The 23,244-nt window shown below is 68.3% G+C and carries 13 protein-coding genes and 2 tRNA genes; 10 read left to right on the top strand and 5 right to left on the bottom strand.

Annotation, left to right across the window (positions count from 1 at the left end; genetic code table 11):
- Together LRR16_RS23035 and aceE are read right to left on the bottom strand one after the other, a co-directional pair.
- Nucleotides 1-312 (bottom strand): biotin/lipoyl-containing protein (locus tag LRR16_RS23035; protein ID WP_304524550.1); only part of this gene is annotated, 312 nt, incomplete at its 3' end.
- A gap of 176 nt (nucleotides 313-488) precedes the next feature.
- Entirely contained in the window at nucleotides 489-3,176 is a 2,688-nt protein-coding gene (aceE, locus tag LRR16_RS23030; protein ID WP_006578225.1) for a pyruvate dehydrogenase (acetyl-transferring), homodimeric type, read from the bottom strand.
- Between the two features lie 394 nt (nucleotides 3,177-3,570).
- Between aceE and LRR16_RS23025 the strand changes: the two genes are divergently transcribed.
- The 6 genes from LRR16_RS23025 to LRR16_RS23000 all read left to right on the top strand — a co-directional run bounded on the left by LRR16_RS23025 (nucleotide 3,571) and on the right by LRR16_RS23000 (nucleotide 13,280).
- Nucleotides 3,571-6,204: a PAS domain S-box protein gene (locus LRR16_RS23025; RefSeq protein ID WP_232207203.1), complete on the top strand. Its 2,634-nt coding sequence runs from the start codon at nucleotides 3,571-3,573 to the stop codon at nucleotides 6,202-6,204.
- Between the two features lie 123 nt (nucleotides 6,205-6,327).
- Entirely contained in the window at nucleotides 6,328-6,960 is a 633-nt protein-coding gene (locus LRR16_RS23020) for a response regulator transcription factor (RefSeq protein ID WP_006578226.1), read from the top strand.
- A gap of 253 nt (nucleotides 6,961-7,213) precedes the next feature.
- On the top strand, nucleotides 7,214-8,065 hold the full coding sequence (folD, locus tag LRR16_RS23015; protein WP_006578227.1) for a bifunctional methylenetetrahydrofolate dehydrogenase/methenyltetrahydrofolate cyclohydrolase FolD: 852 nt from the start codon (nucleotides 7,214-7,216) through the stop codon (nucleotides 8,063-8,065).
- Nucleotides 8,066-8,211: 146 nt separating this feature from the next.
- On the top strand, nucleotides 8,212-10,299 hold the full coding sequence (locus tag LRR16_RS23010; RefSeq protein WP_232207202.1) for a M3 family metallopeptidase: 2,088 nt from the start codon (nucleotides 8,212-8,214) through the stop codon (nucleotides 10,297-10,299).
- 104 nt (nucleotides 10,300-10,403) lie between these two features.
- Nucleotides 10,404-11,201, top strand: coding sequence for an exodeoxyribonuclease III (gene xth, locus LRR16_RS23005; protein ID WP_232207205.1), 798 nt, complete (start codon nucleotides 10,404-10,406; stop codon nucleotides 11,199-11,201).
- Between the two features lie 336 nt (nucleotides 11,202-11,537).
- Nucleotides 11,538-13,280 carry a SulP family inorganic anion transporter gene (locus tag LRR16_RS23000; protein WP_232207204.1) on the top strand — a complete coding sequence of 581 codons (1,743 nt, stop codon included), beginning with the start codon at nucleotides 11,538-11,540 and terminating at the stop codon, nucleotides 13,278-13,280.
- A 91-nt stretch (nucleotides 13,281-13,371) separates the two neighbouring features.
- Here the strand turns inward: LRR16_RS23000 and LRR16_RS22995 are convergent, their stop codons facing one another.
- Nucleotides 13,372-13,635: a DUF1488 domain-containing protein gene (locus LRR16_RS22995; RefSeq protein ID WP_006579010.1), complete on the bottom strand. Its 264-nt coding sequence runs from the start codon at nucleotides 13,633-13,635 to the stop codon at nucleotides 13,372-13,374.
- A 213-nt stretch (nucleotides 13,636-13,848) separates the two neighbouring features.
- Here LRR16_RS22995 and LRR16_RS22990 point away from each other — a divergent pair.
- A tRNA-Lys gene (locus LRR16_RS22990) sits at nucleotides 13,849-13,924 on the top strand.
- A gap of 101 nt (nucleotides 13,925-14,025) precedes the next feature.
- On the opposite strand, the gene LRR16_RS22985 is transcribed toward LRR16_RS22990, so the two are convergent.
- Nucleotides 14,026-15,405, bottom strand: a complete 1,380-nt coding sequence (locus LRR16_RS22985) for an 8-oxoguanine deaminase (protein ID WP_232207201.1) — start codon at nucleotides 15,403-15,405, stop codon at nucleotides 14,026-14,028.
- Between the two features lie 173 nt (nucleotides 15,406-15,578).
- Nucleotides 15,579-16,490 (bottom strand): LysR family transcriptional regulator, encoded by a 912-nt coding sequence (locus tag LRR16_RS22980; RefSeq protein WP_232207200.1) that lies wholly within the window; start codon nucleotides 16,488-16,490, stop codon nucleotides 15,579-15,581.
- 155 nt (nucleotides 16,491-16,645) lie between these two features.
- On the opposite strand from LRR16_RS22980, the gene LRR16_RS22975 reads away from it, so the two are divergent.
- From LRR16_RS22975 to LRR16_RS22965, 3 genes are all read left to right on the top strand, one after another.
- Nucleotides 16,646-16,721, top strand: a tRNA-Lys gene (locus LRR16_RS22975).
- A gap of 236 nt (nucleotides 16,722-16,957) precedes the next feature.
- Nucleotides 16,958-17,950, top strand: a complete 993-nt coding sequence (locus LRR16_RS22970) for a tripartite tricarboxylate transporter substrate binding protein BugE (protein WP_023263570.1) — start codon at nucleotides 16,958-16,960, stop codon at nucleotides 17,948-17,950.
- A 253-nt stretch (nucleotides 17,951-18,203) separates the two neighbouring features.
- A complete protein-coding gene (locus LRR16_RS22965; protein ID WP_232207199.1) occupies nucleotides 18,204-23,063 on the top strand; it encodes an NAD-glutamate dehydrogenase in 4,860 nt (1,619 codons plus the stop codon).
- Nucleotides 23,064-23,244 lie beyond the last annotated feature (181 nt).

The following is a 23,244-nucleotide window of genomic DNA, read 5'->3' as shown; positions in this document are numbered from 1 at the left end:
TGGTGCCGGAGCCGCGGCGGGCGCAGCGGCCGGGGCGGCAGCCGCCGGAGCCGGTGCGGGAGCGGCGGCGCCCGCGGGTTCGAGCATCACCAGCACCGAGCCTTCGGCGACGTTGTCGCCGACCTTGACCTTGACTTCCTTGACCGTGCCGCCCTGCGGCGAAGGCACGTCCATCGTCGCCTTGTCCGATTCCAGCGTGACCAGCGCATCCTCGGCGTTGATCGTGTCGCCCGGCTTCACGTGGACTTCGATGACGGGAACGGCGTCGTAGTCGCCGATATCCGGCACCTTGATTTCAATCGCTTGACTCATTCAGTGTCTCCTGGACAGGACGGCGCGCGTGACAACGAAGCGTCGAGATTACTTTGACGCACGTGCCTTGTCACGCCGCGGCGCCCCGGCCATTTACTGGGCAACGCCCAGGCAAGGCCCGGGCGACCCGGGCACGGCATGGCCATGCCCGGGGGTTCGCGGGAGTGACAGCCGGATCAGACCGTCATCGGGTTCGGCTTGTTCGGGTCGAGGTTGTACTTCTTGATGGCCTCGGCGACCTTGTCGCGCGGGATGGCACCCTCGTCGGCGAGCGCCTTCAGGGCGGCCAGCGTGACCCAGTGGCGGTCCACTTCGAAGAAGTGGCGCAGCTTCTCGCGGGTATCCGAGCGGCCGAAGCCGTCGGTGCCCAGCACCACGTAGCGGCGCGGCACGAACGGGCGGATCTGCTCGGCGAACGCGCGCACGTAGTCGGTCGACGCGATCACCGGACCGCGCACCGACTTCAGGCACTGGGTCACGTGCGATTCGCGCGGCGTCTCGGTCGGATGCAGCAGGTTCCAGCGCTCGGCGGCCTGGCCTTCGCGCGCCAGCTCGGTGAAGCTCGGGCAGCTCCACAGATCCGACTCGACGCCCCAGTCCTTCTTCAGCAGCTCGGCGGCGGCGATCACCTCGCGGAAGATCGTGCCGGAGCCCAGCAGCTGCACGCGCGGCGCGTTGCTGTTCTCGGCGCCCTTGCGGAACGCGTACATGCCCTTGACGATGTCCTTCTCTACGCCAGCCGGCATTTCCGGATGCTCGTAGTTCTCGTTCATCACCGTCAGGTAGTAGTAGACGTCCTCCTGCTCCGCGTACATGCGGCGCAGGCCGTCCTGCATGATCACCGCCAGCTCGTACTGGAAGGTCGGGTCGTACGAGATGCAGTTCGGGATCACCGCATGGAACACGTGCGAGTGGCCGTCTTCGTGCTGCAGGCCTTCACCGTTCAGCGTGGTACGGCCCGAGGTGCCGCCCAGCAGGAAGCCGCGCGAACGCATGTCGGCGGCGGCCCAGCACAGATCGCCGATCCGCTGGATGCCGAACATCGAGTAGTAGATGTAGAACGGGATCATCTGCACGCCGTGCGTCGAGTACGACGTGGCGGCCGCGATCCAGTCGCACATCGCGCCGGCTTCGTTGATGCCTTCCTGCAGCACCTGGCCAGTCTGCGATTCCTTGTAGAACATCAGCTGGTCATGGTCTTCCGGCACGTACTTCTGGCCCTGCTGGTTCCAGATGCCGATCTGGCGGAACAGGCCTTCCATGCCGAAGGTGCGCGACTCGTCCGGGACGATGGGCACCACATGCTTGCCGATCTGCTTGTCCTTGAGCAGCGTGTTCAGGATCCGCACGAAGGCCATCGTGGTCGAGACCTCGCGGCCCTCGCCGGTGGCCTTGAGCAGCGCCGAGAACGCCGACAGGTCGGGCACCGGCAGCGGATCGGCCTTCTGGCGGCGCGTCGGCAGATAGCCGCCGAGCTCCATGCGGCGGGCGCGCATGTATTCGAGTTCCTTCGAGCCTTCCTCGAAGGTCAGGTACGGGACCTCTTCCAGCTTGTCGTCCGGCACCGGCAGATTGAACTGGTCGCGGAAGCGGCGGATCGCCTCGACCGGCATCTTCTTCTGCTGGTGGGTGATGTTCATCGCCTGGCCGGCATCGCCCATGCCGTAGCCCTTGATGGTCTTGGCCAGGATCAGCGTCGGCTGGCCCTTGTGCTCGGTGGCGGCCTTGTAGGCGGCGTAGATCTTGTGCGGATCGTGGCCGCCGCGGTTCAGGCGCCAGATGTCGTCATCGGACCAGTCGGCCACCATCGCCTTGAGCTCGGGCGTATTGAAGAAATGCTCGCGCACATAGGCGCCGTCCTTGGCCTTGAAGGTCTGGTACTCGCCGTCGACGCATTCCATCATGCGCTTCATCAGCAGGCCCTTGGTGTCGCGCGCCAGCAGCGAATCCCAGCGGCTGCCCCAGACCACCTTGATCACGTTCCAGCCGGCGCCGCGGAATTCCGACTCCAGTTCCTGGATGATCTTGCCGTTGCCGCGCACCGGACCGTCCAGGCGCTGCAGGTTGCAGTTGATGACGAAGACCAGGTTGTCCAGCTGCTCGCGGCCGGCCATGCCGATCGCGCCCAGCGATTCCGGCTCGTCGGTCTCGCCGTCGCCCAGGAAGGCCCAGACCTTGCGGCCTTCCGTGTTGACCAGGCCGCGGCTCTGCAGGTACTTCATGAAGCGGGCCTGGTAGATCGCCATGATCGGGCCCAGGCCCATCGACACCGTGGGGAACTGCCAGAAGTCCGGCATCAGCCACGGGTGCGGGTACGACGAGATGCCCTTGCCATCGACTTCCTGGCGGAAGTTGTCGAGCTGCTCGGTGGTCAGCCGGCCCAGCAGGAAGGCGCGCGAATAGACGCCCGGCGCCGAGTGGCCCTGCACGAAGACCAGGTCGCCGCCGTGCTTGTCCGACGGGGCATGCCAGAAGTGGTTGTAGCCGACGTCGTACAGCGTGGCCGCCGACGCGTAGGACGAAATGTGGCCGCCGACGTTGGTGTGCTTGTTGGCCCGCAGCACCATCGCCATCGCGTTCCAGCGCGAGTACGAACGGATGCGGTGCTCGATGTCCTGATCGCCAGGAATGCGTGCCTGTTGCTCGACCGGAATCGTGTTGATGTACGGGGTCTCGGCGTGGAACGGCTGGGTGACGCCGTTCACGCGCGCATATTCGATCTGCTTGTCGATCAGGAAGGCCGCGCGCTCGCTACCTTCCGCGCCGATCACGCCCTGCAGGGCCTCGAGCCATTCTTGGGTTTCCTGCGGGTCGGCGTCATTGGCGCCGGCTGCGCCGAGGATCTGCTCTGGTACGGCTGACATGGATCGTCTCCTGTGGAATGCGTGCGCCAGCAACGGCCGCTTTCGTGGGTGGCTGGCCTGGCGCTGTCTGACGGGGGTGCGGAGCGAGGCGCGGATGGGCGGATGAGCTGGCCTGTGTCGCCGGCACTCGGACAAGGTCCGACCGCCTTCCTCCCGCATCGTTCGGTCGGCACCGATTCTATGGAAGGCGATTTCCCAGCACAAGGGAAATTTTCAAATTACGGTATCGTTTCTCATGATGCGAAATATTGCGGCAACGCACCACGAGACCGCCAGCCGCGCCACGATGCGGCCTGCGGGCAAACGGCCGGCGGCGCGTGCCGCATAGGCGCTTTCCCCAAGCGACGCACTGCAACATTCGAGCTACACTGCCCGGTCAGTCGTCAATCCCATCATGCTGTCCATCCACCGCTTCGCCGCCCGGCTGCTGCCGGCCCTCCGCCTGCCGATGATTCCCCCCGCCGCCGATGCCTCCCGCGATGCCGGCGGTGCCGGAATCAGTGGTGGCGGCCACGGCGCGATCGACCAGTTGAGCGCGCTGACGCCACTGGACGCGCTCGAGGGGCTCGGCTCCGCCGACGAGGCCGCCGACGGCCGTCCCTTCACCGGTCCGCCGCGCGGCCTGTGGTGGCTGCGCTGGCGCAACCTGGTCGCGACCAGCTGGTTCATGTTCATCCCGCTGGTCGCGATCGTGCTGTTCTCGGGCGCGATGGGCGTGATCCTGTGGTCGTTGCACGAGACCGAGCGCCAGCAGCAGCGCGACGCGCTGTATCGCGACGCCGCGTGGGCGCAACAGCGCGTACGGCTGTCGCTGCTGAGCAACCAGGATCAGCTCGCCTCGCTGGCGCGCGACATCGCTGCCGCGCAGCTGGACCAGCGCGCCTATCGCACCGCCGCGCAGGAGGTGCTGCGCGAGAACCCGGAAATCGTCTTCATCAACTGGCTGGACGCGACGCGCCGCGCCCGCTGGTCGCTGCCGTCCACGTCGGAGTTCGCGGCGCGGCTGCGCGAGACGCCCGAGCAGCCGCTCGAACCGGAGGTGCTCGACACCTTCGATACCGCGCGCGAGACCCAGCGCGTGGTCTATTCGCGCCCGCTGGTCAACGAACGCGGCGACAGCTTCATGCTGATGCAGGTGCCGATCGTGCGCGACAACGAGTTCCTCGGCACGCTGGGCGCGCTCTATTCGATCAACGGCATCCTGACCCATCTGCTGCCGCCGGAGCTGACCGAGCGCTACCGCTTCTCGCTGATCGACAAGAACAACCAGCTGCGCGCCAGCACCTCGCTGCGTCCGGTGCCCGCCACCGCGCTGTCCTACGAGGTGCTGCTCGACCCGCCGGGCCACTCGCTGTCGCTGCGCGCCGATGCCTATCCGCCCGCATCGAACCTGCCCAACAACATGCTGCTGTGGCTGGTGGTCGGGCTGTCGTGCTTCCTGCTGTGGAGCCTGTGGAGCATGTGGCGGCATACCAGCCGCCGCTCCGAGGCGCAGCGCGCGCTGCTGGCCGAGACCTCGTTCCGCCGCGCGATGGAAAACTCGATGCTGATCGGCCTGCGCGCGCTGGACCTGAACGGACGCATCACCTATGTGAACCCGGCCTTCTGCCGCATGACCGGCTGGCAGGAGCACGACCTGGTCGGCCGCGTGCCGCCCTTCCCCTACTGGCCGCCCAACGACCAGCAGGAGATGCAGCGCCAGATCGATCTGACGCTGCAGGGCAAGTCGCCGACCGGCGGCTACGAGATGCGCGTGATGCGCCGCGACGGCACCAGCTTCTTCGCCCGCATGTACGTGTCGCCGCTGATCGACAGCCGCGGCCGCCATACCGGCTGGATGAGCTCGATGACGGATATCACCGAGCCGAAGCGCGCGCGCGAGGAGCTGGCCGCCGCGCACGACCGCTTCACCACCGTGCTGGAGAGTCTCGACGCGGCGGTGTCGGTGCTCGCCACCGACAAGCCGGAACTGCTGTTCGCCAACCGCTATTACCGGCAGCTGTTCGGCTGGGAGCCCGAGGGCCATCTGAAGCTGGCCGGCGGCGAGGTCGAACAGGAACAGGTCACCAGCGACCACACCGATTTCGTCGACGCCTATGCCGGGCTGCCCGCCTCGGAGCTGATGCCTTATGCATCGGACGCGCGCGAGATCTTCGTGCCGGACATGCAGAAGTGGTTCGAGGTGCGGCGCCGCTATATCCAGTGGGTCGACGGCCACCTGGCGCAGATGCAGATCGCCACCGACATCACGGTGCGCAAGGCGGCCGAGGAAATGGCGCGCCAGCACGAGGAACGGCTGCAGTTCACCAGCCGCCTGACCACGATGGGCGAGATGGCCTCGTCGCTGGCGCACGAGCTGAACCAGCCGCTGGCCGCCATCAACAACTACTGCATGGGCGCGGTGGCGCGGCTGCGCTCGGGCCGCAGCACGCCCGAGGACCTGATGCCGATCCTGGAGAAGACCTCGGCCCAGGCCGTGCGCGCCGGCACGATCATCAGCCGCATCCGGGGCTTCGTCAAACGCAGCCAGCCGCAGCGGCGCGAGACCGCGCTGCACGATATCGTCGCCGACGCGGTGGGCCTGGCCGATATCGAGGCGACGCGCCGCCGCGTGACGATCCTGACCCGGCTGCCGCCCCCGCCGGTCACGCTCTATGTCGACCCGGTGCTGATCGAGCAGGTGCTGGTCAATCTGCTGAAGAACGCGGTCGAGGCGATGTCGGGCCTGCCGGCGATGCGCGCGGCCGGCGTGGTGCGGCTGCACGCCCGCATCGACCAGGGCGAGCTCGGCCAGACCGTCTGCATCGACGTGATCGACCAGGGCCCGGGCGTGGACGAGGCCACCAAGGAGCGGCTGTTCGAGCCGTTCTTCAGCACCAAGTCCGACGGCATGGGCATGGGCCTGAATATCTGCCGCTCGATCATCGAGTCGCACCAGGGCCGGCTGTGGGTCGAAAACAATGCGGACGGCATCGGCTGTACGTTTAAAATCATGCTGCCGCTGGAGCCGGAGGTTGCCGATCAGTGAAGGCCGATCGTTGAGGGCCGATCGCCAGGCAACCGCCCCGCTGCCCCCGCCGTGGCGGGTGTGCGGCGCAGGCGGCCGGAGTTACACTAGCCGAATCGCACAGACGCAGCATCAGGAGACTTCATGACCGTAGCGCCAAACCCCACTCCCCACCGCGGCGAGACCGTCTTCATCGTCGACGACGATGAAGCGATGCGCGACTCGCTGACCTGGCTGCTGGAGGGCAATGGCTACCAGGTTCGCAGTTTCGCCAGCGCCGAGCAATTCCTGGCCGCCTACGATGCCAACCAGGTCTCCTGCCTGATCCTGGACGTGCGGATGCCGGGCATGAGCGGCCCGGAACTGCAGGAGCGCATGATCGCGGAGAACATCCATCTGCCGATCGTCTTCATCACCGGCCACGGCGACGTGCCGATGGCGGTATCGACGATGAAGAAAGGCGCGATCGACTTCATCGAGAAACCGTTCGACGAATCCGAGCTGCGCGCGCTGGTCGAGCGGATGCTGCAGAAGGCCCGGGCCGACCACTCGGCCGCGCGCGAGCAGCGCGCCGCGCAGGACCTGCTGGGCAAGCTGACCACGCGCGAACAGCAGGTGCTCGAGCGCATCGTCGCCGGACGGCTGAACAAGCAGATCGCCGACGACCTCGGCATCTCGATCAAGACCGTCGAGGCGCATCGCGCCAACATCATGGAAAAGCTGAACGTCAATACCGTGGCCGACCTGCTGCGGCTGGCGCTGTCGCGCAACAGCTGATCCGCGGCGGCAGATCGGCTCTCGCCTGCCGCCTTCCGCGTTCCCCTCTTCCCGGACACCCCACTGGCCAGCGGCCGGCATCTCGCCGGCGCTGGCCAGTTCGTTTTGCACCGCCCCGTGGCGCCGTGCGAGGATGCCGCCGCAGCGCGACACCTTATAATGTCACCCCTGCGACCCGGCCGGCCCGTCCCGATGCGCCAGCCGATGGCGTCGCTCCTGATTTCCACCTCCCAGCCGCTCTGCGTCCCCGCCCATGTCTGCCCAATTGATCGACGGCAACGCCCTTGCCAAGCAAATCCGTTCCGAAGCCGCCCAGCGCGCCGCCCGCCTGACCGAACGCGGTCACCAGCCGGGGCTGGCCGTGGTCCTGGTCGGCGAGGACCCGGCCAGCCAGGTCTATGTCCGCAACAAGGTCAAGGCGTGCGAGGACAACGGCTTCTTCTCGTCGCTGGACCGCTATCCGGCCGATCTGTCCGAGACCGACCTGCTGGCCCGCATCGACGAACTGAATCGCGATCCGAAGATCCACGGCATCCTGGTGCAGCTGCCGCTGCCCAAGCACATCGACAGCCACAAGGTGCTGGAGGCGATCGCCCCGGAGAAGGATGTCGACGGCTTCCACGTCGCCAACGCCGGCGCGTTGATGACCGGGGCGCCGCTGTTCCGCCCCTGCACGCCCTATGGCTGCATGAAGATGCTCGAGTCGATCCAGTACCCGCTGCGCGGCGCACGCGCGGTCGTCGTCGGCGCCTCCAACATCGTTGGCAAGCCGATGGCGATGCTGCTGCTGCAGGCCGGCGCCACGGTAACGATCTGCAACAGCAAGACCCGCGATCTTGCGGCGCACACCCGCGAGGCGGACGTGATCGTCGCCGCGGTCGGTCGCCGCAACATCATCACGGCCGACATGGTCAAACCCGGCGCGGTGGTCATCGATGTCGGCATGAACCGTGACGACGCCGGCAAGCTGTGCGGCGACGTGGACTTCGCCGGCGTGCGTGAAGTGGCCGGCTATATCACGCCGGTGCCGGGCGGCGTCGGCCCGATGACGATCACGATGCTGCTGGTCAATACGCTGGAGGCGGCCGAGCGCGCGGCAGGCTGAGGCGAGCGCCGGTACACTCAGCGCAGACCGCGCCGGGACGCTGCCGGCAAGCCGTCGGGAAACCGCTGGAAAATCGCGGATATGCCCCAAGTTGCGGAATATCCGAACGTCAACGCGAACGTCAACGCCACGCCAACGAGAAAGCCATGGATCAAGCCGACAACAACGCCGCCAACCCGTTGCTGGATTTCAGCGACCTGCCCCGCTTCGCCGAGATCCGCCCCGAGCATATCGGCCCGGCGCTGGACGTGCTGCTGGATGCGGCGCAACGCGCCGTCGCGCTGGTCGAGGACCCGGCCCGGCCCGCCAGCTGGGCCGAGACCGTCGACACGCTCGAGCAGGCCACCGAGCCGCTGGGCCGGGCCTGGGGCGTGGTGGGCCACCTGAGCTCGGTCGCCGACACGCCGGCGCTGCGCCAGGCCCACGCCGAGAACCTGCCTCGCATGACCGAGTTCTGGTCGTCGCTGGGCCAGAATCTGGCGCTCTACGAAAAGTACAAGGCGCTGGCCGCCAGTCCCGAGTACGCGACGCTGAGCCCGGCTCGCAGGCAGCTGCTCGACAACGAGCTGCGCGGCTTCCGCCTCGGCGGCGCCGAGCTGCCGGAGGACCAGAAGCCGCGTTTCGCCGAGATCCAGGAGCAGCAGGCCCAGTTGGGCAAGGCCTTCTCCGACCACGTGCTGGACGCGACCAACGCCTACTCGCTGGTGATCGAGGATCCGGCGCGCCTGGCCGGCCTGCCGCCCGACACGCTCGAGGCTGCTCGCGAGGCGGCGGCCAAGGACGGCAAGGAAGGCTGGAAGTTCACGCTGCATTTCCCGTCGTATTTCCCGGTGCTGCAGTACGCCGACGACCGCGCGCTGCGCCAGACGCTGTACGAGGCCAACGTCACGCGCGCCTCCGAGCTGAGCCCGCAGTACGGCACCGGACAGGCCGACTGGGACAATACCGCCAATATGCGCGAGCAGCTGACGCTGCGCCGCGAAGAGGCCCGCATGCTGGGCTACGGCTCGTACGGCGAGGTGTCGCTGGTGCCCAAGATGGCCGATTCGCCGGCGGAGGTGCTGCGCTTCCTCGACGAACTGGCCGCCAAGGCGCGGCCCTATGCCGAGCGCGACTGGGCCGAGCTGCGCGAGTTCGCCGCCAGGGAGCTGGGCCTGGCCGAGCTCGCGCCGTGGGACGTCGCCTATGCCTCCGAGAAGCTGCGCCAGCAGCGCTATGCGTTCTCGGAGCACGAGGTCAAGCAATACTTCCCCGAGCCCAAGGTGCTGGAAGGCCTGTTCGGCGTCGTGCAGAAGCTGTTCTCGGTGCGCATCGCGCCAGACGAGGCGCAGACCTGGCACAAGGACGTGCGTTTCTATCGGGTGACCAGCCCGGACGGTGCACTGCTCGCGCAGTTCTACCTGGACCTGTACGCGCGCGAAGGCAAGCGCGGCGGCGCCTGGATGGACGACGCGCGCGGCCGCCGCGAGCGCGGCGACGGCACCGTGCAGACGCCGGTCGCCTACCTGACCTGCAATTTCTCGGCGCCGGTCGGCGACAAGCCGGCGCTGTTCACGCACGACGAGGTCATCACGCTGTTCCATGAGTTCGGCCACGGCCTGCACCATATGCTGACCCAGGTCGGCGAGCTGGGCGTGTCCGGCATCAACGGCGTCGAATGGGATGCGGTCGAGCTGCCCTCGCAGTTCATGGAGAACTTCTGCTGGGAATACGAGGTGCTGGCCGACATGACGCGCCACGTCGATACCGGCGAGCCGCTGCCGCGCGCGCTGTTCGAGCGCATGCTGGCGGCAAAGAATTTCCAGAACGGCATGATGACGCTGCGCCAGATCGTGTTCTCGGCGTTCGACATGCATCTGCACACGGACTTCGATCCGGACGGCGACAAGTCGGTACTCGAGCTGTCGCGCGAGATCAACGACCGCATCCACGTGGTGCCGCAGTACCCGCTGTCGCGCTGGCCCAATACTTTCAGCCATATCTTCGCCGGCGGCTATGCGGCGGGGTACTACAGCTACAAGTGGGCCGAGGTGCTGTCCGCCGATGTCTACGCCGCCTTCGAGGAAGCCGCGCAGCTGACCGGCAGCGTGCTCGACAGCGAGACCGGCGCGCGCTATCACCGCGAGATCCTGTCGGTCGGCGGCAGCCGTCCGGCGATGGAGTCGTTCACGGCGTTCCGCGGCCGGCCGCCGCAGATCGATGCGCTGCTGCGCCACGGCGGGATGGCGGCATGAGCGGCGCGCCCGACGACCTGCTGGCCGGCATCGACGGCGCCGCGGCGGCGCCCGCGCCCGGCAGCACGCTGCCGCCGCCGCTGCCCGCCACCGCACCGTCCACGCTGCGGATCGCCTCGTGGAATGTCAACTCGCTGAAGATCCGGCTGCCGCAGGTGCTCGACTGGCTGATCGCGCAGGAGAAAGCCGATACGCCGATCGACGCGCTGTGCCTGCAGGAACTGAAGCTGCCCGAGGACAAGTACCCGCTGGCGGAACTGGAGAGTGCCGGATTCCACAGCATCTTCGTCGGCCAGAAGACCTATAACGGCGTGGCGATCCTGGCGCGCAACACGACGATGCCGCCCGCCGCCGACGTGGTGCGCAATATCCCGGGCTTCGAGGACGAGCAGCAGCGCGTGGTCGCCGGCACCTATGGCGACGTGCGCCTGGTCTGCGCGTACTTCCCCAACGGGCAGGCGCCCGACAGCGACAAGTTCGCCTACAAGCTGCGCTGGCTCGAGGCGCTGACCGCGTGGCTGCGCGAGGAACTGCAGCGCTATCCGAAGCTCGCGCTGCTGGGCGACTTCAATATCGCGCCCGAGGATCGCGACGTGCACGACCCGGCCAAGTGGGAAGGCCAGAACCTGGTCTCGCCGCCGGAGCGCGCCGCCTTCCAGACGCTGCTCGAACTGGGCTTCGCCGATGCCTTCCGGCTGTTCGAGCAGCCGGAAAAGAGCTTCTCGTGGTGGGACTACCGGATGCTGGCATTCCGCCGCAATGCCGGCCTGCGCATCGACCATATCCTGCTGTCGCCGGCGCTGCGCGAGCGCTGCACCGACTGCACGATCGACCGCACGCCGCGCAAATGGGAACAGCCGTCGGACCATACGCCGGTCGTCGCGACGATGCGGCTGGGCTGAGCTTCAGCGCTTCCGGCACATCGCCCGCCCCGGGCGAAGTTTTTCGAATGGCGGCGGCATCGCTTATCATGCGGGGCAGAGACACCAGCGACGCACCGGCCCACGAGCCCGTGCGCAGCCCCTCCCGCCCGCCATGCAAGCCGTGCAACCGTTCCCTTCCTTCGCCTTTGCTCCCGCCTGCCTGACGATCGGCGCCGGCGCCCATGACCTGCCGCGGGACATCGTTCCCGCGACCACCCGGTGACCGCGCCGGCGGCGAACCGCCCCGCCCGCGGCTGGCAACGGCTGCTGCCGGCCTGGCGCCATCGCGTCAGCGCAGCGACGCTGCGCGCCGACATGCTGGCAGGCCTGCTCGGCGCGGTGCTGGTGCTGCCGCAGGGCGTGGCCTTCGCCACGCTGGCCGGACTGCCGCCGCAATACGGCATCTACGCGGCGGTGGTGCCCTGCATCGTTGCCGCGCTGTTCGGCTCGAGCTGGCACGTGATGTCGGGCCCCACCAACGCCAATTCGCTGGCGCTGTTCGCGATGCTGAGCCCGATCGCCTTCGCCGGCAGCCCCGAGTACATCAATCTGGCGCTGGTCGTCACGATCCTGGTTGGCGTGCTGCAGTTCGCGGTCGGCACGCTGCGGCTCGGTTCGCTCGCCAATTTCATCTCGCCGTCGGTGCTGCTCGGTTTTACCTGCGGCGCGGCGTCGTTGATCGCGCTATACGCGCTGAAGGATCTGTTCGGACTGCAGGTGCCGACCGGTACCAGCGCGTTCGGCGTCGTGCGTCACCTGTTCGAGCAGGCCGCCACGATCAACTGGAGCGCGGCGGCGGTCGGCGCGGTGACGCTGGCCGTCACGCTGGCGGTCAAGCGTGTCTCCCGCCGGCTGCCGTTCATGCTGCTGGGGCTGCTGGCCGGCTTCCTGTGCGCCTGGCTGCTGAATCGCAGCGGCTGGGGCGGCGCCCACCATGTCGACGTGGTCGGTCCGATTCCCGCCGCGGTGCCGCCCTTCCGCATTCCGGATATTCCGTGGGACCGGCTGTCCGATCTGCTCGGCATCGCGTCGGCGCTGACCATCGTCGCGCTCGGCCAATCGATCTCGATCGCCAAGGCCGTCGCGCTGCGCTCGGGCCAGCACATCGACGCCAATCGCGAATTCATCGGCCAGGGGCTGTCCAATATCGCCGGCGGCTTCTTCTCGGCGTATATCTCCTGCGGCTCGTTGAACCGCTCGATGCCGAATTTCGAGGCCGGGGCGCAGACGCCGCTGGCCAGCGTGTTCTCCGCCCTGCTGCTGGTCGCGCTGGTCGCGGTCAGCGCGCCGCTGCTGGCGCAGATTCCGCTGGCGGCGATCGCCGCGATGCTGCTACTGGTGGCCTGGGGCCTGTTCGATTTCGCCCGCCTGCGCCGCATCGCGCGGCTCTCGCGCACCGAGTTCGCGATCGCGCTCGGCACCTTCGCCGCCACGCTGGTAATCCGGCTGGAAATGGCGGTGCTGCTCGGCACCGTGCTGTCGCTGGTCGCCTATCTGTACCGCACCTCGCGGCCCGCCGTGCGCACGCTGGTGCCCGACGCCGACGATCCCGACCGCCGCTTCACGCCGCTGGACGAACTGCGCCGCCCCCAGCCCGAATGCCCGCAGCTGAAACTGATCCGGATGGAAGGCGCGATCTTCTTCGGCGCGGTGCAGTACGTGACCGACCGGCTGCACGAGGCGCGCGCGCAGATGCCGACGCAGACCCGGCTGCTGGCGATGACCAAGAGCATGAACTTCATCGACCTGGCCGGCGCGGAAATGTGGGAGGCGGAATTGGCCGAGCGCCGCGCGCTGGGCGGCGATCTCTATTTCCATCGCCCGCGCTCGCAGGTGCTGCAGACCTGGGCGCAGACCGGCTTTATCGCCAAGCTCGGCGAGGACCATATCTTTGCCACCAAGCGGCACGCCCTGCACAACATCGTGCCGACGCTGGACCCGAGCATTTGCGCGACGTGTACGGTGCGGGTGTTCGAGGAATGTCCGCATGATCCCGCGGGTGGCGCGGTGGAAGCGGTGGATGCGATGGAAGCCGTGGAAGCGGTGAAGCGGAAATGAAAAACGCCGGCATGAAACCGGCGCCAGACTGGGTCCAGCCGCAGCGCGCCCTGTTGCCCGGACCGTAGCGGCCCGGTGCGGGCGCCCCTGCTCAGACGGGCGCCACGTGCGCGCGCTTGACCACGATGGGCTGCGGCACGCCCTGTTCGATCAACACGACTGCGGCGCGTTCGATGGTATCGCGACCGGCGCGGAATGCTTCTTCGAGCGACAGCACCTGATCGGCGCTGAAGCCTTCCCACAATGCCTCGCGCGTGACCACGCAGGTCACCTTCTGGCCGTCGACAATGGCGTGAAACAGCAAGCCTTCGTTATTGATGTCATAACGATCTTGCTCCTGGAATTTGATCTCCATCGGTACAGCCCTCCATTGCAAGTGAGTGGGCATCCTAACATGGGTCCCGCCGACGTCGCAGAAAAGTCCTTTGCGGCAATCGGTCATCTGCGAGACTGCCGCCGCCATGCCGAGTTCCGTCGGCGCGCGCAAATTTCGTCACGGGGAACGAAGCGAGTTTCCGTGCCAGCATTTGACAACTTTTCAAATGATGCTAGAATCTCGGACTTCGTTGGGGCGTTAGCTCAGTTGGTAGAGCAGCGGACTCTTAATCCGTAGGTCGAGTGTTCGAGTCACTCACGCCCCACCAGCGAATATTGTAGAAAAGGCCGGGCTGCTTCGCAGCGCCGGCCTTTTTGTTTGGGGCGCGAATCGCGGGAGCCATGTCGTCGCCGCGGCCAGCGCCGGCGTTCAGCGCCGCGCCGCCGCCAATTCCCGCGCCATGCGCCGATGCTCGGTCAGCACCGTCGGCAGATCGGCGCTCAGCAGCACACCGTCGCGCACCACCACCCTGCCGTTGATCACGCTGGTCGATACGGTTCCCGGCGTGCAGAACACCAGCGCGGCAACCGGATCGTGCCCGGCGCCGGCATAGCCGACCGCCGACATGTCGAAGGCGACGAAGTCGGCCGACATGCCCGGCGCCAGCGCGCCGATATCGTCGCGGTTCAGCACCCTGGCGCCGCCCAGCGTGGCGATCTCCAGCGCCTCGCGCGCGCCCATCGCCGCCGGTCCATAGCCCACCCGTTGCAGCAGCATGGCCTGCCGCGCCTCGCCCAGCATGTGCGCGCCGTCGTTCGATGCGCTGCCGTCGACGCCGAGCCCGACCGGCACGCCGGCGTCGCGCATCGCGCGCACTGGCGCAATGCCCGAAGCCAGCCGCATGTTCGAGCAGGGACAGTGCGCAATGCCGGTACCGGTGCGCGCGAACAGCGCGATGCCGTCCGCGTCGAGCTTGACGCAGTGCGCGTGCCAGACATCGTGTCCGACCCAGCCCAGGTCCTCGGCGTACTGCGCCGGCGTCATGCCGAAGCGCTCCAGCGAATAGGCGACGTCGTTGTCGTTCTCGGCCAGATGGGTATGCAGCGACACGCCATAGTGACGCGCCATCGCCGCCGACTCGCGCATCAGTTCGCGCGATACCGAGAACGGCGAGCACGGGGCCAGCACCACGCGCAGCATCGCGTGGCGCGACGCATCGTGGTACTGCTCGATCAGCCGCTGGCTGTCGCGCAGGATCGCCTCCTCCTGCTCGACCACCGCATCCGGAGGCAGCCCGCCCTTGCTGCGTCCCACGCTCATCGAACCGCGCGCCGCATGGAAGCGCATGCCCATCTGTGCCGCCGCCTCGATCGCATCGTCCAGCCGCGAACCATTCGGATACAGATAGAGATGGTCGCTGGTGGTCGTGCAGCCCGACAGCATCAGCTCGGCCATCGCGGTGCGGGTCGACGCGGCAATCATCGGCGGCGTCAGGTTGGCCCACCGCATGTACAGCTCGCCGAGCCAGCCGAACAGTTCCGCATCCTGCGCGGCGGGCACCGCGCGCGTCAGGCTCTGGTACATGTGGTGGTGGGTATTGACCAGGCCGGGCAGCACCACATGGCCGCGCATGTCGAGCACCTGTGCGCTGCCATCGTCGATGCGTGCGCGCCAGGCGGCCGGCAGATCGGCGGTCGCGCCGACCCACTGGATTGCCGGCCCGTCGGCGACCAGCGCGCCGTCGGCAATCTCGCGGCGGTTCGCGTCCATCGTCACCAGAACGTCGGCATGGGTCAGGATCAGCGTCATAGCGGGGGTCTCCTTGGCGGGTCGGACAGCGGGCGCCAGTCTACGGCGAGCGGCCGTGGCGCGATAGCGCCGATTTGCGCCTACGGTGTGCACATTGCGTGCACACCGGTGCGATCCCGCCAATGCGAAGGGAGGCTAATGCGAAGGGAGGCTATCGGCGACCGAGGGCCCCGCTAGCGCCGAGCGCCGCCCGACAACGCCTTCAGCGCGCCCCCGATCCGCTCGGCCATCAATGCCGCCGCCGAATCGAGCGTGCCCCGTGCCCGCGCGAACAGCGTGAGCCGTTGCAGCGGCAAGGCCGGATCGCGCAGCGGCACGAACAGCAGCGTGCCGGCCTCCAGTTCGTCGATCGCGTCGAGCGGATTGAGGAGCGCGATGCCGGTACCCAGCATCACGAGCCGGCGCATCAGTACGGTGGAACCGGCCTCGACCGCCGGCGGCACCGGGATCGCCGCACGGACGAAGGCGTCGTCGAGCAGGCCGCGGATCGACATCGACGCGACCGGCAGGATCAGCGGATAGCCGACGCACTCGGCGAGCAGCGCCGACGACTGCTCGGCCAGCGGGTGCCCGGGCGCGACCACCGCGCCGATCGGCCATTCGCCCGCGGCGAGCGTCGCGAACGCCGGGGTCGGCGCGAGGTCGTAGCCCAGCCCCAGGTCGGCGTCGCCCTCGGCCAGCGCGGCAACGATCTCGGCCACCGGCAGGTCGAGCACGCGCACCACGATGCCGGGATGGCGGCGGCGGAAATCGTGAATCAGCGTAGGCAGCAGCGAGCCGGCCAGCCCGGCGGTAGTCGCCACCGTGACGATGCCTTGCTGTCCTGCGTTGTACGCCGCGATCCGCTCGCGCAGCGCGTCATGCTCGCGCAACGTCTGCCGCACGTGGGCCAGCACCATCTCGCCCAGCGGCGTCAGCCTCAGCCGGCGCTGGATCCGCTCGAACAGCGGCGCGCCCAGCTCCGCCTCCAGATCGAGAATCTGCCGGTTGATCGCGGTCGGCGCGACGTGCAGCGCTTCGGCCGCCTTGCGGATGGAACCGCGGCGGACCACTTCATCGAGATAGCGCAACACGCGGGCATGCATCGGACCAGGTCTCCGGAGAACGGCGGCGCGGCGCGGGCCGCGCGGACAGCGGGGCATTGTAGCCGCGTGCGCGATGCCGGCCCCGCCAGGCGCCGCCGGCATCGCTTCGGTGCTTGCAAACCCGCAAGGTCCACGCTAGAATAGCGGACTTCGTTGGGGCGTTAGCTCAGTTGGTAGAGCAGCGGACTCTTAATCCGTAGGTCGAGTGTTCGAGTCACTCACGCCCCACCAGCGAAATTCCTCGAAAGGCCGGACTGCATCGCAGCCCGGCCTTTTTGTTTGCCTCCTTCCTTTCGTCGGCCATCCGGGTACGCGCCCTGTTACGGGTTGTTACGGATATCCCCGCCACGCCTTTCCGGGTTGAATGCCGGTCCGGGCATATTACGAAACCAAGTTCCGCAATACGGAACCATGCCCGAACCCGACCGGCGCCCCGCCTTTGCGCGGCGCGCCGGCCAACGCAACAGATGGAGGCATTCTTGAAATCCGCATTGACCGCCAGCGTGGCAGCCTGCCTGGCCGCATTCGGCCTGACCCATGGCGCCGCGCATGCCCAGGGCAACTATCCCAACAAGCCGGTGCGGCTGATCGTTCCGTTCGCCGCCGGCGGCACGACCGATATCGTCGCCCGCGCCGTGTCCGATGCACTGGGCCGCGCGCTGGGCCAGGTCGTGGTGGTGGAGAACCGGGGCGGCGGCGGCGGCGCGATCGGCGCCGACGCGCTGGCCAAGTCCGCGCCCGACGGCTATACGATCGGCATCGCCACGGTCAGCACGATGGCGACCAACCCCGCCACCAACCCGAAGAACCCGTACGATCCGCTGAAGGACTTCGCGCCGATCACCAATCTGGTCAACGTGCCCAACGTGCTGACGGTCAATCCGAAGGTCCCGGCCAAGAACCTGAAGGAGTTCATCGCGCTGCTGCGCGCCGAGCCCGGCAAGTACAGCTACGCGTCGGCCGGCAAGGGCAGCATCTCCCATCTGGACGGCGAGCTGTTCAAGCTGACCACCAAGACCGACATGGTTCACGTGCCGTACCGCGGCTCGGGCCCGGCGCTGAACGACACGCTGGCCGGCCAGGTCAGCGGCCAGTTCGACAACCTGCCGTCGTCGATGCCGCATATCCAGGCCGGCAAGCTGCGCGCGCTGGCGGTGGCGGCGCCCAAGCGCGTCGAGGGCCTGCCCGATGTGCCGACCTTCGCCGAAGAAGGCATGAAGGACAACAACAATATGGCCTGGTACGGGCTGGTCGCGCCGGCCGGCACGCCGCCCGCGATCGTCGCGCGCCTGCACGAAGCCGCGGTCAAGGCCCTGCAGGACCCGGCCGCCAAGCGCCGGCTGACCGAGAGCGGCGCCTACCCGGACGGCAACACGCCGCAGCAGTTCGCCGCGCAGATCAAGCGCGAACTGGAACTGCGCAAGAAGATTGCGCAGGAGCAGAAGATCACGCTCGAGTAATTCCGGGACTTTCCAGCACCCGGGCATACCCGGACGTAGCTGGACGTATCGGCGGACCGCCCCAGTCGGCGGCGGTCCGCCCGCGCGATTCAATCTTCCCGCGCCCTCCTTCCTTCCCCCGCTCTCCGCTTCCCCGCCACCGCCGTGTTTTTGCTCTACATTAAGAGCAGGCACCGGCACTCGCTTCGCCCTGCGACTGGGCGCGGCGCATTGCACCGAAACGACGGGCGGCGGCTTCCCCCGAGGAGAGATCATGCAAGCGGACAGCGAAGAACGCGTCGAACAACGACTGGCCGATCTGGTGGAGTTCGCGCGGGCCCGCCTGCCCGAGGCGACCTTCACGATCGCCGAGCCGCTGCTGCGGCACTACTACGACGTGTCCGATGCCGAGGACCTGGCCGAGCGCGATATCGCCGATCTGTACGGCGCCGCGATGGCGCACTGGCAGACCGCGCAGCGCTTCGTGCCGGGCAGCGCCCAGATCCGCGTCTACAACCCCAATCTCGAACAGCACGGCTGGCATTCGGACCACACCGTGATCGAGATGGTCAACGACGACATGCCGTTCCTGGTCGACTCGGTGACGATGGAGATCAACCGGCATGGGCTGACGCTGCATTCGGCCTTCCATCCAGTGTTCCGCGTGTGGCGCGGACCGGACGGCGGCATCGCGCGCATCGCGCTGGGCGGCGACAAGGCGCCCGACCCCGAATCGCGGCTCGAATCGTTCATCCACTTCGAGGTCGATCGCTGCAGCGAACCGGCGCAACTGGAAGGGCTGCGGGCCGGCATCACCCGCATCCTCGGCGATGTGCGCGCCGCGGTCGAGGACTGGCCCAAGATGCTGGACATCGCGCGCGCCAGCATCGCCGACCTGCAGCGGCTGCCCGGCAGCAACGAGGGCGACACGGCCGAAGCCTGCGCGCTGCTGCAGTGGATGGTCGACGACCACTTCTGCTTCCTCGGCCATCGCGACTACCAGCTGGTCGAGCAGGACGGACGATTCTTCCTGCGCGGCGTGGCGGGCTCCGGCGCCGGCATCCTGCGCGAGAGCCGGCGCGCGCCCACAGCCGAAGAGCTGACGCCGCTGCCTCCTGCCGCGACCGCAATCATCCAGGGCGAATCGCCGATCTTCTTGACCAAGGCCAATTCGCGCTCGACCGTGCACCGGCCAGGCTATCTCGACTACATCGGCATCAAGCTGGTCGACGCCGACGGCAAGCTGTTCGGCGAGCGGCGCTTTCTCGGGCTCTATACCTCGACGACCTATATGGTGTCGACCAGCGAGATTCCGCTGGTGCGCCGCAAGTGCGCCCATATCCTGGCGCGCGCCGGCTTCCTGCAGCGCGGCCATCTGTACAAGTCGCTGGTCACGATCCTCGAGCAGTACCCGCGCGACGAACTGTTCCAGGCCAGCGAGGACGAGCTGTTCGACATCGCGCTGGGCATCCTGCGGCTGCAGGAACATCAGCGCATCCGGCTGTTCGTGCGGCGCGACCGTTTCGACCGCTTCGTCTCCTGCCTGGTATTCGTGCCGCGCGACAAGTACAACACCGACCTGCGCCAGCGCATCCAGAAGCTGCTGATGCAGGCGTTCGGCGGCACCAGCTGCGAGTTCACGCCGCAGCTGTCCGAATCGCCGCTGGCCCGGATCCACCTGACCGTGCGGGGCGAGCCGGGCACCATGCCCGAGGTCGATACGCGCGCGCTGGAGGAACGGATCGTCGCGGCGACGCGCCGATGGCAGGACGACCTTTCGGTGGCGCTGCTCGACAAGGCCGGCGAGGAACAGGGCAACCGGCTGCTGCGCCGTTACGGCGACTCCTTTCCGGCCGGCTATCGGGAGGACTATCCCGCGCGCACCGCCGTCCGCGATATCGAACTGATGGAGCAGGCGCGCCGGCGCAGCGGCCTGTCGATGAACCTGTACCGGCCGATCGAGGCGCCGCCGGGCGCGTTCCGCTTCAAGGTCTACCGTGCGGGCGAGCCGATCGCGCTGTCGCACAGCCTGCCGATGCTCGAGCATCTGGGCGTGCGCGTGCACGAGGAACGTCCCTACCGGATCGAGCCCGACGAGGGCGCGCCGCTGTGGGTCCATGACTTCGGCCTCGAACTGGTCGGCGGCGCCGAGCTCGACATGGCGCGCGCCAAGGACCTGTTCGAGGACGCCTTCGCCCGCGCCTGGGATGGCGCGATCGAGAACGACGACCTGAACCGGCTGGTGCTGCTGGCCGAGATGCCGGCGCGGGACGTGACGATCCTGCGCGCCTACGCCAAGTATCTGCGGCAGGTCGGCTCGACCTTCAGCGACGCCTATATCGAGCGCGCGCTGACCGGCAATCCGCGCATCGCGGCGCTGCTGGTGGCGCTGTTCGCCGCGCGCTTCGATCCGGCGATCGACCCGGGCTCGGCCCCGGCGCGCGAGGCGCGCTGCGCGCAGCTGCTGGAGGCGATCGGCGCCGCGCTGGACCAGGTGCCCAATCTCGACGAGGACCGCATCCTGCGCCAGTTCCTCGGCGTGATCGAGGCCACCACGCGCACCAACTGCTTCCGCCAGAGCGCGGATGGCACGCCGCGCCCCTGCCTGTCGTTCAAGCTCGATCCGGCCCGCATCGCCGGCCTGCCCGAGCCGCGGCCAATGTTCGAGATCTGGGTCTACTCGCCGCGCGTCGAGGGCGTGCATCTGCGCGGCGGCCGCGTCGCGCGCGGCGGCTTGCGCTGGTCCGATCGCCGGGAGGACTTCCGCACCGAGGTACTGGGACTGATGAAGGCGCAGATGGTCAAGAACACCGTGATCGTGCCGGTCGGCTCCAAGGGCGGCTTCGTCGTCAAGCGACCGCCCTCGCCCACCGACCGCGATGCGTGGATGGCCGAAGGGGTGGCCTGCTATCAGACCTTCCTGCGCGGGCTGCTCGACGTCACCGACAACCTCGCCGGCGGTGCCGTGGTGCCGCCGCCGCAGGTGGTACGCCACGATGACGACGATCCCTATCTGGTGGTCGCCGCCGACAAGGGCACCGCCAGCTTCTCCGACTATGCGAACGCGATCTCCGGCGAATACGGCTTCTGGCTCGGCGACGCCTTCGCCTCGGGCGGTTCGGTCGGCTACGACCACAAGAAAATGGCGATCACCGCGCGCGGCGCCTGGGAATCGGTCAAGCGGCATTTCCGCGAGCTCGGCACCGACATCCAGTCGACCGACTTCACCGTCGTCGGCATCGGCGACATGTCCGGCGACGTATTCGGCAACGGCATGTTGCTGTCGCCCCATATCCGGCTGCTGGCCGCGTTCGATCACCGCCATATCTTCCTGGACCCGGACCCGGATCCGGCCGCCAGCCTCGAAGAACGGCGCCGGCTGTTCGCGCTGCCGCGCTCGAGCTGGGCCGACTACGATGTGGCCAGGATCTCGGCCGGCGGCGGCGTCCATCCGCGCAGCGCCAAGACCATTGCGCTGACGCCGCAGGTGCGCGCGGCGCTCGGCATCGAAGCCACGGCGCTGACGCCCGCCGAGCTGATCCAGGCGATCCTGACCGCGCCGGTCGACCTGCTGTACAACGGCGGCATCGGTACCTACGTCAAGGCCACCGACGAGACCCACCAGCAGGTCGGCGACCGCGCCAACGACGCGGTGCGCGTCAATGGCGCGGCGCTGCGCTGCAAGGTGGTCGGCGAAGGCGGCAACCTCGGCTTCACGCAGCTCGGCCGCATCGAATACGCGCGCGCCGGCGGCCGTATCCATACCGACGCGATCGACAACTCGGCCGGCGTCGATTGTTCCGACCACGAGGTCAACATCAAGATCCTGCTCGGGCTGGTGGTCGCCGACGGCGAGATGACCGACAAGCAGCGCAACAAGCTCCTGGCCGAGATGACCGACGAAGTGGCCGCGCTGGTGCTGCAGGACAACTACTACCAGACCCAGGCGCTGTCGATCGCCAACCGGCGCGCGGCCGAGTTGCTCGATGTCGAGGCGCGGCTGATGCGCGCGCTCGAACGCGCGGGACGGCTCAATCGCGCGCTCGAATTCCTGCCGCCCGACGACGAGATCGTCGAACGCAAGGCCGCCGGGCTGGGACTGACCTCGCCCGAGCGCGCGGTGCTGCTCGCATACAGCAAGATGTGGCTGTACGACGCGCTGCTCGCCTCCGACGTGCCGGAAGACGCGACGGTGGCCGGCCTGCTGGCCGACTACTTTCCCCAGCCGCTGCGCGCGCGTTACGCCGACACGATGCAGCGGCACCCGCTGCGGCGCGAGATCCTTGCCACCTATCTGACCAACACGCTGGTCAATCGCGTCGGCCCGACCTTCGTGCACCGGATGATGGAGGAGACCGATGCGCGGCCCGCCGATATCGTGCGCGCCTGCCTGACCGCGCGCGACGTGTTCGGACTGCCCGGCCTGTGGCACGCCATCGACGCGCTCGACAACCGCGTCGCCGACGAGGTGCAGGCCGGCATGTTCGGCGGGCTGGCCAGGCTGCTGGAGGGCGCCACGCTATGGCTGCTGCGCCGACGCCCGACCAACGGCGCGCCGGCCGGCGTGCGCCCCGACTACGCCGCCGCGGCGGCCTGGCTGGCGCCGCGGCTGCCGACACTGCTGGCCGAGCACGAGGCCACCGCGCTGACGCAGCGGCGCGAGTCGCTGACCGCGCTCGGCATCGACGACGCGCTGGCACTGCAGGTCGCGGCCGGCGATATCGCGGTCGCCGCGCTCGATATCGCCGAGGTGGCCTCGGGCTGCGAGCGCAGCCTGGCGCAGGTCGCCGACGTCTATTTCGCGCTGGACCGGCATCTGAGCTTCGGCTGGCTGCGCGAACGCGCGCAGGCGCTGCCGGCGGACACGCATTGGGATCTGCTGGCGCGCACCACCACGCTGGACGATCTGGACCGGCTCAAGCGCGCGCTGACCGTCAGCGTGCTGCAGCAGGCCGGCCCCAGCGTGCGCGAAGACAGCGCCGATGGCCTGATCGAGCGCTGGCGCGAGGCGCGGCACGCGCCGCTGGAGCGCTTCGGCCGCATGCTGGCGGACCAGCGCGCGGCCGGCGCCACCGGGCTGTCGATGCTGTCGGTCGCCACGCGCGAGATCGGCATGCTCGAACACGCGGCCTGAGGCGATCGACCAGCGCGGCGAAGACCGCTTCGCGTGCTGGCACGCTCTCTTGCGCAGCGCAACACTGCGTGCGGCAACGCACGGACGTTCGAGAACCCGAACCCTAGATTGGGCGTGTCGAACCGGTCCATGCCTTTCGCGCCCCACCCGGGCGTGCGGCAGGCCGTCCCGCGTCATCCCG

This window comes from Cupriavidus sp. UGS-1 (assembly GCF_021213615.1).
Classification (GTDB): Bacteria; Pseudomonadota; Gammaproteobacteria; order Burkholderiales; family Burkholderiaceae; genus Cupriavidus.
This window is presented reverse-complemented; position numbering and strand designations above follow the sequence as displayed.